The organism is Turicibacter sp. T129 (assembly GCF_025594975.1).
GTDB lineage: Bacteria > Bacillota_I > Bacilli_A > MOL361 > Turicibacteraceae > Turicibacter > Turicibacter bilis.
In genome coordinates this window covers 12,317-28,179 of the sequence record NZ_JAMQUU010000016.1, presented here as the reverse complement: position 1 = coordinate 28,179, position 15,863 = coordinate 12,317, and the positions used below count along the sequence as shown (strand labels likewise).

The following is a 15,863-nucleotide window of genomic DNA, read 5'->3' as shown; positions in this document are numbered from 1 at the left end:
CCCCTATGTCTGAACTTATTTAAATGAATTAATGGAAATCCCTCCTTAATAAACAAACTCCGTATGCGTCCATTGACGGAAAAAATTAATATCCCGAATGCTGCCATCAGAGTTTAATAAACCTAAGTAAACTCCATCATTTTTTCCAACTTTCCAAATCGCATTGGCTGTATTATCTTTCGTTGAAATTCCCATGTCCTTAATACATTGAATAAAAATATCTTTTCCAACTCCAAATGTTTCAGTGATATAAGCCACTAAATAAATATCAATCGCACTAGCTCCTAGTTCACAAGGATCTTTACTTAAAAGGTGTTCTTTCAAAATTTCAGGCCAATCTTCTTGATAACTTTCTAATAGTAAGTCTTGGATTTCATTAATACAATATGACTTATAACAACGTTTCTCCCACTGACGTAACATTGAAGCATCTCCGTTTAATTCAACTAAATGGGTTAGCATCGTTTTTAATCCACATAGCATTGGAATAACTTTCGTGGTTAACGAACGCCCTTGTAAATGATCTGGTAATACAATTTTTAAATTCTCATCTTTCATAACCTCTCCCCCAATTAATGTAAACCCTTTCTTTTTTGTTTTTCACGTTTATTATATGACCTCTTGTCGATTATTTCAACAATGGTTGATGAAGATTTTTAAATTTTTCTTACATTTCTGATAAAGGTCGTTCTGACTTATGAAAAAAGAGCCCTTATCTACTGTCCAATATATGACATAGGGCTCTTTTTTGGTTCCTAATTCTTTAAAACTTTCTCTATTTTAACGGAATTCGCAAACTCCATGCTGGCGCTTCTTCACTTAATTCAGGCATCAAAGGAATAACAATCGTATAAGCTTTTGATGTATCAATATAGTCAATTCTGACACTATATAACCCTTGCGATTGATCTTCTACCGCCATCACGATTGTCCTTCTCGTCGAGCATAATCATTCAACTCTTCATCAAATAAAACAAGACTACTTAGATTATGTGGCCAATAAGTATCTGGAAGTCTAAAGATAATCTTCACTTCATCCTCCATTAATTCAATATCTTCTATCATTACTTTTTCAGTTGAGTTCACCCATATTTCTTCTCCAATAAACTCAGTTAGAATTTTAAATTCGGTTGATTTTTGTAAATTCAAATAATAAATGACTTCATCTAATGCAAATCCTGAGGCTAATTCCTGATTAGTTGGTTTTCTTGTAATCGCTTGGTATTGATCATCAATCACTTGAGTGTTTGGTGTTTGATAAATCTGATAATAAATTTTATCTTTCACAATATAACAATACGGCTCGGTTGTTCTAGGATAAATCTCAATCCACTCTAAATCTGACCAATTCGAATTCACTCTTAATTTGAAAGTTGCCTCTTTTTTCTCAGAATCAAAGCTCCCTTGAACATCATCTACATCGTAAAGCTCTTCGTTTGAACCCTTAATGACCAAATCTCCTAGTTCATAAAAAACGTCATCAGCCGATTCCCCTTCAACACTCATATAAATCGTATTAGCTAACTGGCTTTTTACGACTTGATTAGCTGAAATCATTGTCCTTTCATACTCTATTGTAGCATCCGGATTCAAACGTTCTCCTCCTAATAAATTTAGAGGCTTTAAATTTAAAATTCCATTTTCCTTTTAATGACTCAAATCCACGTGTTAACTGACTAATTCTTAAATCAATGGTAACTTCATCTGGTAAATGAAGATCGCCCATACTTGCTTCAATAATAATGGCTCCGGTTTTCTCATCAATTTGGCGAACTTTTGGACTATTAGCCATCGTTTTTTTCCCATTAACGAATAAATAATAATCTAAATTAAAAAAATCATTTTCATTTAATTTCTCATAGCCAGCTAAAAAGTCACTCTCTACCGTTAGTGCCATCATTAAAAGATTATCATCTAATACAACTTCATCTAGTGTTATAGTTGTTTCTTCATCAACTTCTGATACCCCAATCATTTTAGCCACTTCTTGAAACCTTCCGGTTGGTTCCCCAAATAAATGTGCCGAGAACGCATTGAATGATTGCGTCATTTCTTGTAATGCTTTTGCCACCTCTGGCTGACTTAATCCAATGATACCTACGATTCCAACAGAGGCTGCTATTGACATCGTTTTTTTCCACTTCATCGGTTTTTTATGTTGCTTCATTTCAGTTTTAGCACGCGTTATCCCTTTTAATACGGCTTCTTCATATGCTTTTGAATTCATTAGCAACTCCCCTCCTTTAACATCAATCGAAGTTCTCGCTTCCCTCTTCTTAAATGACTCTTGACCGTATTTGAGCTCATTCCAAGTTGAGTTGCAATTTCCTCAATACTTAAATCATCAAAATACTTTAAATGAATGACGGATTGATATTCAGGTCGTAAGTTCTTGATGGCTTCATGCAAATCGATTTTTTCTTCAATTGAAAAAACATGATGATGCTTCATCATCCCTTCATCAAGTTCTAAAAAATCTACTTTTTGAATCGAATCAATCGCTAAATTCATTAAAATTTTGGTCATCCATGTTTTAAAATACTTAGGTTCCTTCAACTACCCAATCGTTAATAACCCTTTATAAGCTAGTTCTTGGATTAAATCCAAAACTTCCTGATCATTCTTCACATATCGATAAGCAATCTGAGTAAAATAGCCCTCATAACGCTTCATTAATTCTAAAAATGCTAAATCATCTTGTTTCATTGCTTTTTTAACCAGTTGTACTTCCTCTAATTGACTATAATCTCGACACCATGGCATCATGATAACCTTTTTCATTTCATCCTCCTTATAATCTGACTTTTGAATCCACTCTCTTAGACAGAATTTCATCTTAAAAAGTTGCAAATAAATATAAAAAGACCAAAAATTTTGGTCTTCTAAAAATCTAATCCTTCTTCATTTAATTCTTTTAAAATTTCTTGACGCTCAAGGAACTTAAGAATAGATTGGCGAACAAAATAGCTTGCAATTAAAGCGATAGCTCCTGGTAAAATAATCACAAGACCTGGTACCATCAATAAGCAGAATAACATGCTCACAATCACTCCAAAGGCTTTAATAGATTCTAAAAAATAAGCATGTGTAAATAAAAATGAATTTTTAATAATTGTGAATGTCTTTAATTCATACTTTGCTAATAAAGCACACATATAAATACTAATCATAATGACCTCAAAAGCAACTAAAATCATGATAATCAATGACAGATTAAAGCCATCTTTTAATGAGGAAAGCCCCATCATAAAATAAGTGAGACTACTAAACCACAAAATTCCTAAGACAAGTGTAATCCAAAGTGATTGAACAAAGTTTTCTTTATAACTTTTGATAAAATCAGAAACTATCTTAGGCTCTTTTCCACCTACTTTTTTACCAGCCACATAAAGTAACGCAGTTGTCGATGCGCCAATTGTTAGGATAGGCAAACACCCAATAAGCCATAAAATAGATAGAATTGCCATATCACTTAATGTGTAAATCAATTTAAAAAATAAATTATCATCATACTGTTTTTCCATTTTAAAATCCCCCCTAAAATCAGTCAACTATCTCAACATCTTTTTAATCGTTATTATACCATTTATAGGTAATTTTTTCTTCACAAATTGTTGCAATTTTTGTGCTTTTTATGATAACTTCATCATATGATTTAAAAGAAGGCAATACTCTCTAATTTCAACTTCATTTTGTTTTTGTATTTTCACTTATATCGTCAAGAGATGATTACTCTACAATCAGCAAAAAGAAAACAGGTCCAAAACTTTGGACCTGTTTTCTTTTGATTAACCTTTAAATGTTTTCCAACAACGAGTCTCCATTAAGCTAAACTCGTTAGGTTCAAGTTCTATTAATCGTGGATTAATCACGTAAGCATAGGCTTTTTTAATTTCCCCACTAGCAGTTTTAACATCAAGAATTTTACGATCATACATATTTTCTGGATGATTAGGAGCAATATACCCTTCAATCACATCGAGTGGTTGAAGAACCTTATCTAAATTTTTAACATAGAATAATTGTCCCTGTACCGTATGAATTCCATCCGCTAATGCAGGATAATCTTCCTTCCGATAATAATACAACTCGCCTTTTACACTAGCAGATTCATGATGTTCTAAGTTTTCGTGTAAAATCTCAATATAGTTGCGCTCTCCCAACATCAATGTTCCATAAACGAAAATAGGTAACTCATTTTCTTGATGTGTTAGCATACAGCTCCTCCTGTTTCTTTAACATCTTCTTCGACTTGAATAGCTGTTTTAATTAACGTCGTTAACCCTTTAACAATTTCATCACGTGACATCGATGGCATCGTTGGTTTATCGACTGTTTGCATTGGTAAATATGGAATATGAACGAATCCAGCTTTTAAGTTAGGTTGATGTAAAGCCGCATAATGTAAAGCTCCATACATGATGTGATTACAAACGAATGTTCCCGCTGTATTTGAAACAGCAGCTGGAACTCCTGCTTCTTTCATATCACGTACCATTGCTTTGATTGGTAACGTCGAGAAGTATGCCGCTGGTCCTTCTTCAAAAATCGTACGATCGATCGGTTGTTTTCCATCGTTATCAGGAATACGAGCATCATCTTGGTTAATCGCAATACGCTCAACAGTAATGTTGGGGCGTCCACCTGCTTGTCCCACACAAATCACAACATCTGGTTGCTCTTCTTTTAAAATTCCGTATAACACCTCAATACTACGATCGAAAACTGTTGGAATTTCACGTTTTAAAATTTGTACCCCTAAAATTTCATCTGGTAATTGTTTGACAGATTCTGTTGCTGGGTTAATGGCTTCTCCACCAAATGGATCAAATCCAGTGACTAAAATCTTTTTCATCTACAATTCCTCCTCAAATCAACAAATTAAAATGCTAAAAAACGCATTAAAATAATATGAATAATTAACATGATAACCGCAAATGGAGCTTGCGCTTTAATGACACCGTATTGATTTTTAATATCTAAAATTGAAGCGGGAACGATATTGAAGTTTGCCGCCATTGGCGTTAATAATGTCCCACAGAATCCTGCGGTTAAAGCAAGGGCACTTGCAATTAATGGATTGGCTCCTAATGCAAAGACAAATGGAACTCCAATTCCTGCTGTAATAACTGAGAAGGCTGCAAAGGCATTTCCCATAACTGCTGTAAATAACGCCATACCAACACAGTACGCTGTTACCCCTAACCAAATGTTCCCGGTAGGAATCACTTGACTTACTCCACCAGCAATCACATCACCGACACCAGCAATCGTAAATAAAGTTCCAAGAGCGGCTAAGATTTGAGGTAAAATCGCTGTTGGTCCAACTTGACTTAATAAGCGAGTCGTCTCAGAATTAGCTTCCCCAATACTTGATTTTGAAATCAATAAGATGACAATTAACGCTCCAATCCCACTTAATCCAATGGCATTGTACGATCCTAAGTTTGTAAACTGGGCAATCACGAATGCTAAAATCGCTAAGACTAACGCTGGAATAAACAATTTATTTCCAATCTTAGCTGCTGATTCTTTTTTGAACTCTTCTGTCGTTGTGTTGAAGCTAACTAGTTTAACCTGTTTTGTAGCTGATAAGATGGCCATTACAATAATTAAAACTCCAACAATATTAGCTGGAATATAATCACCTAAAATAAAGATAATCCCTAAAAGCGACCAAAATAGAGCCGTTCCAACACGTGCTTGTTGTCCTTTAGTACGTAAAGCTGAGACAGCTAAGGAAACACAAATTAATCCAATAATCGCATAAATAACAAATAAAAGTACATTCGTCATTAGTTATTTCCTCCTTTCTTACTGCTCACACCATGTGCGCGTTGCATTTTTTTCTCGTTCAATTTAAACTGAATAACCCCAAGAATTAAGGCAATCACTGCAATTGGTAACGTATACAACGCAATTGTTGTTGGTCCTTGCTTTGAATCAACCGTATAACCTAATTCATTTAAAGTTCCGACAATTAACATTACTCCAGGAGCACCAATAAATAAGGTTTGTCCAAAAAAGTTCCCATAGTTTTCAGCTGCTGCTGTTAACCCTTTAATGGTTTCAGAATCTTTTTCATTTAACTCTTTATAATTAGCGCGAGCTGCTCCTTCAGCCATTGGTAAAACTAATGGACGACCAAATTGAACATGGCCTGACATACGAATACTTAACGCTGCCATTAATAAACGGAACACTAAGTAAATCGAAAGAACACCATCCGCTTTTGCACTTTTTAATTGACTAATTAACCAAGCTGCACGTTCTTTCAAACCATAACGCTCCATTAATCCGATAACCGGTAACGTAATAACAAATAACGTCATATAACGATTAGCAACGAAAGCTTCCCCTAACTTTGTTAAAATTTCATTAAAATCTAATCCTCCAACAAACCCTGTGGCAATCCCTGCTACCACAACGATGGCCAGTGTGTCGATTTTTAAGATGAACCCAATAATGATAATAAAAACACCGATTAAACTTAACACATCATTTCCTCCTTTGATTTTCTTTGTCTTAAAAAAATTATAACACAATTTTGACACTTTTCGACATCCATTTTATGGAATGAGATCGATTTTTCTATAAAAATAATACAAATCATTATCTCTAACAGCTATTTTGTCTATAAACGACACTAAGAACCGTATTCTTAATTTGATATCTAAAATATTGTAAAAGAAAAACCTGAGAAACCAACACTAAAGTGATAGATTTTCTCAGGTTTTTCTTTGATTAAGTTCTTTTGTATCCTCTAAGTTTGATAAAACTTAACTTCTCTGTACTATTTTCTAAAATAAGCCTGACTTCCTGCACCATCCGTTTCAACAACTAATTTAGCTGGAATTCTTTCTTTTAATTCATTCACATGTGAAATTACACCAATTAATCGACCATGATCCTGTAACTCCATTAAAATATCAATTGCTTGATCAAGCGACTCCGAATCAAGCGTTCCAAATCCTTCATCAATAAACATCGTATCTAATTGAATTCCTCCAGAATTTTGTTGCACTGTATCTGAAAGCCCTAATGCAAGTGCTAACGAAGCTTTAAAACTCTCACCACCTGATAATGTATTGACGGGACGATTGTTGCATGTATGACTATCGTAAACATCTAAATCTAATCCTTTACGCCCTACACCTTTAACCTCTTCACGACGAAGTAAATAGTAACGTCGTGAGGTCATCTTCTGAAGTCTTGCATTAGCTGCCGCTAATACCTCATCAAAGTAGCTGGATAACACATATGTTTCAAAAGACATCTTTCCACCACTACGTCCATTGGCTAATGAGTCTAACTCACCAACAATCGCATACTCTTGTTCTCGTTTTTGAATCGTTTGATATTTTTTGGTGACAGAGTTTAGAATCATCTCATTTTGTTCAAGGTTCGCCATTAATGTCGCACGATCTTTCGTTATTTCAGCTTTTCGACGATCAAGTTCAGCCATCATTTCTTCCAAGACACTTAAATCGACACGATCTTTACCTTTTAACTCTTCTTGAAGCATTTCTTGCATCTTCGTTGCCGTATGAAGCTCTTGATAATAATTTTGAACCTGTTGCTCAAGTTGAGCTAATAATTCAATCCACTGTTTTGCCTCTTCATAACGTTCAACTGATTCAAAATAAGTTTGAATTTGTTCAAAAAAGGCCTCGTTAGATTGCTCAAACTGTTCAATATAATAAGCTAATTGTTGATTAACCTCTTCAATAGCCGCTTTTAAACCAGCGATTTGTGTCGTGACTCGTTGATAATCTGCTTCACTTGAAGAAATATTTTGTTCCAGTTCAACTTTTCTCAATTCGACCTCACTCATCATTTGATTTAATACCTCTAATGAACGGTAGTTTTCTGGGATACTTTCCTCTAAATCTTTTTTTGAACGCTGTTCAGCTTTATAACGGTCCCGTTGCTCTTGAAGTACACCTTGCTTTTGATCAATCTGCTGCTCTAATGGTTCAATCTCAAGCTTCAATTGTGTCAATCGTTGAATCTCATTCTCTAATCTTTGAACGTCTAAATGAACTTTTTCAATTAATTGTACTAATTCATGAGTCTCTTTTCTTAACGCCTCACTTAACTGATCAGCCACTTCTTGATTTAATCTGAAATCAGATGAAACGACATGTCGTCCTTGTAATGTTTGAACCAATTCATTTAATGAGCGTTGCTCTTCTGATTGGGTAGTCTGTAACACTGTTAGCTCCTGTTGGACTTGACGCACTTTATTTTCTAATGATTCTACGTCAAAGCGAAACTGATCAAGCTCGTTTTTCGACAAAATCTTCTCATCACTACGACGTGGATTTGGATGGTCTAAAGACCCACAGACCGGACAAGCTTGACCCACCTTTAATTCATTCGCTAATCGTATGGCGGCTGCATTAATGAACAACTCAGCTTGATGTTCATAAGCGTGACGCTGAGTCGTAGCGTCACTCATCAATTGCTGATAATAAATCTGCTGTGTTTCAATCAAATTCGTTGTTTTTTCATACGAATGGAGTCGATTAACCAGTGACTGAACATATTCAAAATCTTCATTTAATTTCAACTGTTTCAAATTTAACGTATATTGTTGATCTTTAAAAGTCGCTAATTGCAATGTCAATTGCTCCAATTGTGAAACTTCTTGACGTAGCTTTACTAAACGTCCTTCTTGAACTTCAAGTTCTGTCTTTAATGTTTGCCCACTTTTTTTAAGACTTTCAAGTAACTGCTGTTTTTGTTCTAACTGAGTGACCCCTTCGATATAACGTGAAAGATTACTTTTTGACTGAATTAAACTAGCAATTTCCTGTCTTAATGATTCAATGGCAGTGTAGCACTTTTCTACTAAAATAAACTCTGTTTCACAGTCTTTTAATGATTGAGTTAACTGCTCTTGTTTCGTTGCTGTCTCCTGTTTCAGGACTTGATATTTCAGACACTCATTCTCTAAATTAATGAGACCTTGTGCAGATTTTGCCTCTTGTATCTGTTTTTCTCGTTCTGAAATCGAGGCTTGATAATGATTTAATTGTTCTAGTGTCTGAATCACTTGTTCATATTGCATAAACTTCTCATTCAATCTCATTCCCGCTTCATGATGAGTGCGATGCTCTTGTATCATTTCATCTAAGCGATTTGACATCTCAGTTAACGTATTCGCCGATGCTTTCCAAACGGCTTGCTGATCTTTAGCTATTGCTAATACGTTCGTTAATGGCTGTTCTAGCTCAATCACATGTTCTTCATCCGTTTTAATGAGCTTTAACTCTGCCTGAATTGACTTTTGTGTATCTGCCACCTCTAGCTTCAGTGCATTGGCCTGTTGAGTTAGCTGTTCCTGAATCGTTTTATAAAAATCAGTTCCAAAAATCTTACGTAAGATCTCTTCTTTATTCGTTGTATTCGCAAGCAAAAATTCTTTAAAATCTCCTTGTGGAATCATCACAATCTTACGAAATTGCTCAACTTTCAATCCAATGATTTGTTGAATTTGCTCTTTTACCTCACCATCCTTCGTTATTGGCGCCTGCTCACTTCCTACCTCTAGTAACTCCACTGTTGCAGGAACCTCTCTAAATCCATCCCCACGCTTTTTCTTTTGAAGTTGCTGGGGGGCGCGTGTAATCTGATACGTTTTATCCTTCACTCTAAAACTAAACTCAACCTCAGTTTTTAACTCACTATCCTTTGCAAAATCACTGCGGAGCTCTTTTCCTGTACGACTACCTCCACTCGTTTCACCATAAAGCGCATAACAAATGGCATCAAAAATCGTTGTTTTACCTGCACCCGTTGGTCCTGTCACAACAAAAATATCTTGCCCGTCTAAATCTTCCTTAAAATTCAACGTCGTTTGCTTCGCATAAGGCCCAAAAGCCGTAATCTTTAATGACAATGGCTTCATGTTAACACTCCCCTCTCAATTGTTGAATTAATTGTGTAATGAGCTGAGCTCCTTCTTCATGGATAGTTTCTCCCTTGTGATGTTCATAAAAATCAGCAAACAATTGCTCAGGTGTTTTTTGTTCACGAGCTTGCTTTGTTAATCCGCTTCCTTTAAAGTCTCTATTATTTTCAAGCAGATCAAGAATCATCACATTCGGATACACTTGACGTAGCTTTGCCATCGGTTCTAATAATTCGCCTTTATCCGTTAAGATGACACGTAAATAATCCTCGCTACCTGGTTGATTCAACAAATCATCTAACTGTCCTGTTAATGTTCTTAAATCACGTCTTGGCGTTAACGGTAAAAGTTCACACGTTAGCTCTCCTGTTCCACTTAAATCAATCATCGTGACCGATTTTTGATAATTTTCTTCTGAGAATGAATACTTGAGTAACGAACCGCTATAACGAATTTTATCACTGCCAACTTTTTGTGTTCGATGTAAATGTCCGAGGGCGACGTAATCAAAAGGCTCAAAATGTGTAGCAGAAACAGACTCTTTTCCCCCAACCACTAATTTTTTCTCTGAGTCTGATTCTTGTGGGTCCTCTCCACCAACAACAAACGCATGCGTCACTAACACGTTACGCTCTTCCTTATTAATCGGGTTAGATTCAAGTGTGACCCTCATTGCCTCATCGAGTGATTTAATGGTTTCATCTTGATGCGCTTCACGTACAACCGCGTAATCAGCAAAGGGAAGTAAATAAACATTCACAGGTCCATGCTCATCCTGTAGAACTACTTTTTTCATCTCTTTCGTATAACGCCCCGCTACATAATAATGAGCAGCTTCAAATAATTCATGACCAAAACTGATTAAATCCGCCCCATCATGATTACCTGCGACCGCCAAAACTGGCGTCTTTAACTCCATTAATACATCTCTTAAAAACTGGCTATACAATGAAACCGCACGCGCAGGTGGAACACTTCGATCATAAATATCTCCTGCTAACAAAACAGCATCTGGTTTATACTTTTTAACATACTCTTTTACCTGCTCTAACACATACTGTTGATCCTCAATCATTGAAAATGAATTAACAATTTTACCAAAATGTAAATCTCCTAAATGTAAAAACCTCAAACCAATTTCCTCCTCAAAAAAGCGAATATTTGTTCTCATTATAAGCTTTTTTTACAAGAACCGTCAATGAAATTAGGTTCCAAACTATCGACAAGTTTCTTACTTTATTACCAAGGAAATACATACAAAAAAATCGTCAATTGACAATTTTTTTATCCGAATTTAAACACAACCTGGTATCCCATCTAGTGATAAAGATATAAAACTCATCCTATGACTTTGGATATTCGACTACGATTGATGACTAATGGCCCTTATGAAGATGTTATATTAACTAATTATGTCTTCCTCAAGATTTCACACTCCTGCTGTCTTGTGATTTTTATTTAAAGTAACACAGGTTATATTTTGACAGCTACTATATAAGTCCAGATAAACTTTCTTCAGAGAAAATTTAAAGCCCTAGTAATGGAAGAATAGACTTCTTTCAGAAATCGCTAGGTGACCCAAGCCCTAGTAATGGAGGAATAGATTTCTTTCAGAAATCGCTAGGTGACCCAAGCCCTATCAGTGAATGATACATTTTCTTCCAAAATGCTAGGGAACCCATTCCCTAGCAATGGTGGATTGTTTCACAAGTGAAACTGCTAGGTGACCCCTGGACGATAGGCTGTCTCGATAGGTACAACATATCAGTATTTTTTACTTGCTACTTGAGAGGTAGACTACTTATTTGTTTATATATCGTTTTTTTTATGGATTATTGACATAATCACTCATTTCAAATCAAGTTGTACTATCAATTCTTCAAGGATGATACAAGCTCATTTAATTACTTCAAAATCATTGCTTAACTCTGTAAAAAAAATATATACTATTAACAGACAACTTTTTTTAAAAACAAAAATGACTTGATAAGGGGCGATATTTATTCTTAATCAAAACTTACCTAAATACTTAGCCGTTGCAGAGTGGATTAAACAAAATATTTATAATCATACCTTTAAAGCGGGAGAAAAGTTAATCAGTGAGAATCAATTGTGTGAAAAGTTCTCAATTAGTCGTCAAACTGCTCGCCAAGCCATTTCTGTTCTTGAAAAAGAAGGATTAATTCTTAAAAAACAAGGAAGCGGGACTTATGTTAGTCAGATTTTCTCTGAAGCTAAAACAATTTCTAAAAATATTGGATTGGTGACAACGAATCTAGATGATTATATTTTTCCTGCAATCATCTCTGGGGTGGAGAAAGTTTTATCGAGTAATGGTTATAATACGACGTTACGCTTAACAAGAAATAGGATTAATAATGAGCGAGAACAATTATTATCACTCTTAAAATCAGATATTGATGGTTTAATAGTTGAAGGTACAAAATCTGCTTTACCAAATCCAAATCTTGATATTTATCGTCAGTTTGCTGATCGTGGGATTCCAGTTGTTTTCATTAACAACTACTATTCGTCACTAAACTGTAATTTCGTTGTCGTCGATGACGAAAAAGGGGGCCGCTTAGCCACACGCTATTTAATTGAGCAGGGACACCAAAAGATTACTGGAATCTTCAAATATGATGACATACAAGGGAATCTTCGCTATAAAGGATTTTTAACTGAAATGTATGATCAAAACTTATCCGTGGATGAATCAACGATTATCTGGTATTCAACTGAAAATGCAGAACAACAATTCTCAATCGAAAATCTTCCTACTCTACTAAAAAAATTAGATCAATCAACGGCGATTGTTTGTTACAACGATCAAATTGCAATGAAGTTAATGCAATTGTTATCAAATAGCGAATTATCAGTTCCTGAGGATTTATCGCTTGTGAGCTTTGATAACTCGAGCTTAAGTCAAATCGGGACGATCTCTTTAACGAGTGTGACTCATCCAGGAAAAGAGCTTGGACGATTAGCAGCCGAATCTATTTTAATGATGATTGAAAATCCTGATTATGAGATTAAATATGTTTATGAACCGGAGCTAATTGTACGACAATCGGTAAAAAAACTATAAATGAAAAAGAACTCGTTTGAAGCGAGTTCTTTTTATTATTCTACTTTAATCAAAAGTCTTCTTTTATCTTAGGTAACTTAAAAAAGTGTAATCATTACCCACTCATTTAATACAAAGCAAAGGAAGACTTTCAACCTTTCAGTTAAAAGTACTAATCCCTTATCTCCTATCTCTAAAAAAATTTAGTTTCTTTTCAAAGAGTAACTATACTTAATTTGTTTATCAATACAACTTATAAAAATAAAACACTACTATAATATAGAAATTTGCCTTACTTCATTAAGGAAATGTTTATCACACGCTATTAAAAAATAGCTGACAATCATCAGCTATTTCTCAATTATTTATGTTTTTTTTCAATAACTTTACTGAACTGTTCTAATCCAATAATAACGGCCCCTCCAATAATGAAGAAGATAATATTGAAGGTACTAAGTGACATTGGAGGTTGTGGAACTTCTAATGTCGTTGGTCCCATAAAAACAGCATATAATGATCCTATCATTAATCCTAAAATTAAATAAATCATTTGAGGGCGTGCTGTTTCTAAGAAATGGCGAATAATTTTAATCGTTGATAAAATCCCGATCATAACTCCTAATCCAAATACAATTAAAATAGGTAAATACGAAAAATTAAACGTTAACACTTCTTTGATTGAGCTAATAATCGTTGTATATAATCCGAAAATTAACAATAAAGTTGATCCTGAAATTCCTGGTAAAACCATAGCTGAGATGGCAATCATTCCAGCAATAAATACATATAAAATCAATCCAATATTTAACTGACTTAACGAAACTTCAAACCCTGTGCCACCCGCTACTGGATTAAAGACCGTAATGGCTACGACCACTAAAATCCCTGTAATGGTCCAAACAATATTTAGATATTTATTTTTAATTGTCTCTTTCTCCGCTTTAATAATTAATGGAATTGAAAAGATAATAAATCCAATGAAGACAGAGCTAATACTATAGATATGCTCTTCAAAGATTGAAGCTAAGAATAAAACGGATGTAATCATCCCAATAGCCCATCCAACTCCAATTTTTAACAAGAACTGTAATGCTTGAATTTTTTCCTCTTTGCTATTTTTTGAAACAAGTGTATTTAATGATCCAATAAATTCATCATAAAATCCTAAAATAAATGCAATCGTTCCTCCTGATACACCTGGCACACTATCTGCTAAGGCCATAAAAAAACCACGAATTAAATTAACAATAAACATGTTTTTCACCTTTACCTATTCTAATATTTTCATCCGTTATTTCTACTTTTAATATTATCCACTTTATGTATACAGAAGATAATCTTTTCCAAAATTAATTCTAACATAATCTTAAAAAGACTTCAATCCAAGAACCATTGTTAAAACACTTACATCCTGAGACAAAATTTAAGATATTATTCACCTTTTAGGCACTGTCCCATAAGATAATAATGGATAATGTATTGTGAGCTTAAGGGAGGCATCTGAATGACAGCAACTATTAAAGGGTATTTTGCTTGTGCAAATAGTTCCCGTGGATTTTGTAATTATTTTGAGTCAAATCTTCAAGGGCTTGAACGTTTATATATTTTAAAAGGAGGGCCTGGAACTGGAAAATCAACGTTGATGAAAGAAATTGGCGCTGACTTCTATGATTTAGGTTACGATATTGAGTTTATTTATTGTTCATCTGATCCAAGTTCATTAGATGGTGTTTTAATTCCTGCTTTAAAAGTTGGAATTGTTGATGGGACAGCGCCACATGTGATTGAGCCAACGGCTCCTGGTGCAATTGAGCAATACGTCAACTTAGGGATCGCTTGGGATAAAGAAAAACTTTCCCCTTATAAAGATGAGATTCTTTCATTAAAACATGAAATTAGTGCCTGTTATGAACGACTTTATTCAGAATATGCTCATGCATTAAAAATTCATGATGCATGGGAAAAAATTTATATTGATGAGATGGATTTTAACCTAGCTCCTCAATTTAGATACGTTATTTGCGAAACCTTATTAAAATATCCTTCAATTGACCATACTCCAACTGTTAAACATCGATTCTTTGGTGCATCAACTCCTACTGGTTCAGTGGATTACATTGAAGACTTAACACATGATTTAAAACGTTATTTCATTAAAGGTCGTCCTGGAACAGGGAAATCAACACTTTTAAAAGAATTAGCTAAAAAAAGTGAAACATTAGGGTATGATACTGAAATTTATCACTGTTCATTCGACCCTGAATCATTAGATATGGTTTTAATCCCTCAACTAAACATCTGCTTCTTCGATTCAACGGCTCCTCATGAATACTTTCCAAGTCTTGAAACAGATGAAGTGATTGATACGTATGAAGCGTTAATTACTCCAGGTACCGATGAAGCTAATGCCGATCGATTAGCTGAAATCGCCAGTTTATATAAAGCAACTATAAAAAAAGGAACAACTGCTTTAGGCGAAGCAAAAAAACTCCATGATGTATTAGAAGAAATTTATATTAAAGCCATGAACTTTCAAATTATTGAAGGGATTTATGAACAAATTAAATCTGAAATTTATGACTTAATCAAATAGAAAAAGAGGTGTATCAATTTGGATACACCTCTTTTGTATTGGCTGTGTTTTAAATAAATGTTGATAGTTAAAGTGATTAATATTAACTACACTCTTCTAAAACACAACCTATGATTTAAATGGATTAGGTTTTTATTTAAATCGTTCTTAGTTTAACAGTATAGGTAAAAATAGTTTGTTAAGGGTATTGATACTGGGGTAAATCATTGGTTTAGACAACCTTTAAAAATTGAGTACCTATATGAACCATGATCCTATATTCAGGTGCTTATCATACCTCAATTTAT

The 15,863-nt window shown here is 34.4% G+C and carries 16 protein-coding genes; 2 read left to right on the top strand and 14 right to left on the bottom strand.

What is annotated here, in order from left to right; all coding sequences use genetic code 11:
* Nucleotides 1-45: 45 nt before the first annotated feature.
* The 13 genes from NEH75_RS02405 to NEH75_RS02345 form a co-directional block, all read right to left on the bottom strand.
* Nucleotides 46-558, bottom strand: a complete 513-nt coding sequence (locus NEH75_RS02405) for a hypothetical protein (RefSeq protein WP_055243827.1) — start codon at nt 556-558, stop codon at nt 46-48.
* Between the two features lie 217 nt (nt 559-775).
* Nucleotides 776-925, bottom strand: coding sequence for a hypothetical protein (locus NEH75_RS02400; protein ID WP_156344915.1), 150 nt, complete (start codon nt 923-925; stop codon nt 776-778).
* Nucleotides 922-1,593 (bottom strand): hypothetical protein, encoded by a 672-nt coding sequence (locus NEH75_RS02395; protein ID WP_262948483.1) that lies wholly within the window; start codon nt 1,591-1,593, stop codon nt 922-924. Before NEH75_RS02395 ends, NEH75_RS02400 begins: the two co-directional genes overlap by 4 nt.
* Complete coding sequence (locus NEH75_RS02390; RefSeq protein ID WP_262948482.1) at nt 1,565-2,227, bottom strand: DUF4179 domain-containing protein; 663 nt, start codon at nt 2,225-2,227, stop codon at nt 1,565-1,567. The genes NEH75_RS02395 and NEH75_RS02390 overlap by 29 nt, the downstream gene beginning before the upstream one ends.
* Nucleotides 2,227-2,556: a sigma-70 family RNA polymerase sigma factor gene (locus NEH75_RS02385; RefSeq protein ID WP_262948480.1), complete on the bottom strand. Its 330-nt coding sequence runs from the start codon at nt 2,554-2,556 to the stop codon at nt 2,227-2,229. Before NEH75_RS02385 ends, NEH75_RS02390 begins: the two co-directional genes overlap by 1 nt.
* The gene (locus tag NEH75_RS02380; protein ID WP_055243781.1) at nt 2,557-2,781 is read right to left on the bottom strand and encodes a hypothetical protein; all 225 of its coding nucleotides are present in this window, start codon (nt 2,779-2,781) and stop codon (nt 2,557-2,559) included.
* 101 nt (nt 2,782-2,882) lie between these two features.
* A complete protein-coding gene (locus NEH75_RS02375) occupies nt 2,883-3,524 on the bottom strand; it encodes a YesL family protein (protein WP_055243779.1) in 642 nt (213 codons plus the stop codon).
* Nucleotides 3,525-3,788: 264 nt separating this feature from the next.
* Entirely contained in the window at nt 3,789-4,217 is a 429-nt protein-coding gene (locus tag NEH75_RS02370; RefSeq protein ID WP_055304451.1) for a gamma-glutamylcyclotransferase family protein, read from the bottom strand.
* Nucleotides 4,211-4,855, bottom strand: a complete 645-nt coding sequence (pcp, locus tag NEH75_RS02365; RefSeq protein WP_262948479.1) for a pyroglutamyl-peptidase I — start codon at nt 4,853-4,855, stop codon at nt 4,211-4,213. Before pcp ends, NEH75_RS02370 begins: the two co-directional genes overlap by 7 nt.
* A 26-nt stretch (nt 4,856-4,881) precedes the next feature.
* A complete protein-coding gene (locus NEH75_RS02360) occupies nt 4,882-5,796 on the bottom strand; it encodes a DUF979 domain-containing protein (protein WP_262948478.1) in 915 nt (304 codons plus the stop codon).
* A complete protein-coding gene (locus NEH75_RS02355) occupies nt 5,796-6,497 on the bottom strand; it encodes a DUF969 domain-containing protein (RefSeq protein WP_055304458.1) in 702 nt (233 codons plus the stop codon). The genes NEH75_RS02360 and NEH75_RS02355 overlap by 1 nt, the downstream gene beginning before the upstream one ends.
* A 296-nt stretch (nt 6,498-6,793) precedes the next feature.
* On the bottom strand, nt 6,794-9,913 hold the full coding sequence (locus tag NEH75_RS02350; protein WP_262948477.1) for an AAA family ATPase: 3,120 nt from the start codon (nt 9,911-9,913) through the stop codon (nt 6,794-6,796).
* Between the two features lies 1 nt (nt 9,914).
* Nucleotides 9,915-11,048, bottom strand: a complete 1,134-nt coding sequence (locus NEH75_RS02345) for an exonuclease SbcCD subunit D (RefSeq protein WP_055274845.1) — start codon at nt 11,046-11,048, stop codon at nt 9,915-9,917.
* An 864-nt stretch (nt 11,049-11,912) separates the two neighbouring features.
* Between NEH75_RS02345 and NEH75_RS02340 the strand changes: the two genes are divergently transcribed.
* Entirely contained in the window at nt 11,913-13,004 is a 1,092-nt protein-coding gene (locus tag NEH75_RS02340; RefSeq protein ID WP_317452412.1) for a GntR family transcriptional regulator, read from the top strand.
* A 340-nt stretch (nt 13,005-13,344) separates the two neighbouring features.
* On the opposite strand, the gene NEH75_RS02335 is transcribed toward NEH75_RS02340, so the two are convergent.
* On the bottom strand, nt 13,345-14,238 hold the full coding sequence (locus tag NEH75_RS02335; protein ID WP_055245156.1) for a DUF368 domain-containing protein: 894 nt from the start codon (nt 14,236-14,238) through the stop codon (nt 13,345-13,347).
* Nucleotides 14,239-14,487: 249 nt separating this feature from the next.
* On the opposite strand from NEH75_RS02335, the gene NEH75_RS02330 reads away from it, so the two are divergent.
* Entirely contained in the window at nt 14,488-15,576 is a 1,089-nt protein-coding gene (locus tag NEH75_RS02330) for a PRK06851 family protein (RefSeq protein WP_055245154.1), read from the top strand.
* The last annotated feature ends 287 nt before the right edge of the window (nt 15,577-15,863 follow it).

Excerpts from the sequence above, each read along its gene's own strand:
- NEH75_RS02405 (WP_055243827.1), bottom strand. The coding sequence starts at position 558 with ATGAAAGATGAGAATTTAAAAATTGTATTACCAGATCATTTACAAGGG.
- NEH75_RS02390 (WP_262948482.1), bottom strand. The coding sequence starts at position 2,227 with ATGAATTCAAAAGCATATGAAGAAGCCGTATTAAAAGGGATAACGCGT.
- NEH75_RS02380 (WP_055243781.1), bottom strand. The coding sequence starts at position 2,781 with ATGAAAAAGGTTATCATGATGCCATGGTGTCGAGATTATAGTCAATTA.
- NEH75_RS02375 (WP_055243779.1), bottom strand. The coding sequence starts at position 3,524 with ATGGAAAAACAGTATGATGATAATTTATTTTTTAAATTGATTTACACA.
- NEH75_RS02370 (WP_055304451.1), bottom strand. The coding sequence starts at position 4,217 with ATGCTAACACATCAAGAAAATGAGTTACCTATTTTCGTTTATGGAACA.
- pcp (WP_262948479.1), bottom strand. The coding sequence starts at position 4,855 with ATGAAAAAGATTTTAGTCACTGGATTTGATCCATTTGGTGGAGAAGCC.
- NEH75_RS02360 (WP_262948478.1), bottom strand. The coding sequence starts at position 5,796 with ATGACGAATGTACTTTTATTTGTTATTTATGCGATTATTGGATTAATT.
- NEH75_RS02350 (WP_262948477.1), bottom strand. The coding sequence starts at position 9,913 with ATGAAGCCATTGTCATTAAAGATTACGGCTTTTGGGCCTTATGCGAAG.
- NEH75_RS02335 (WP_055245156.1), bottom strand. The coding sequence starts at position 14,238 with ATGTTTATTGTTAATTTAATTCGTGGTTTTTTTATGGCCTTAGCAGAT.
- NEH75_RS02330 (WP_055245154.1), top strand. The coding sequence starts at position 14,488 with ATGACAGCAACTATTAAAGGGTATTTTGCTTGTGCAAATAGTTCCCGT.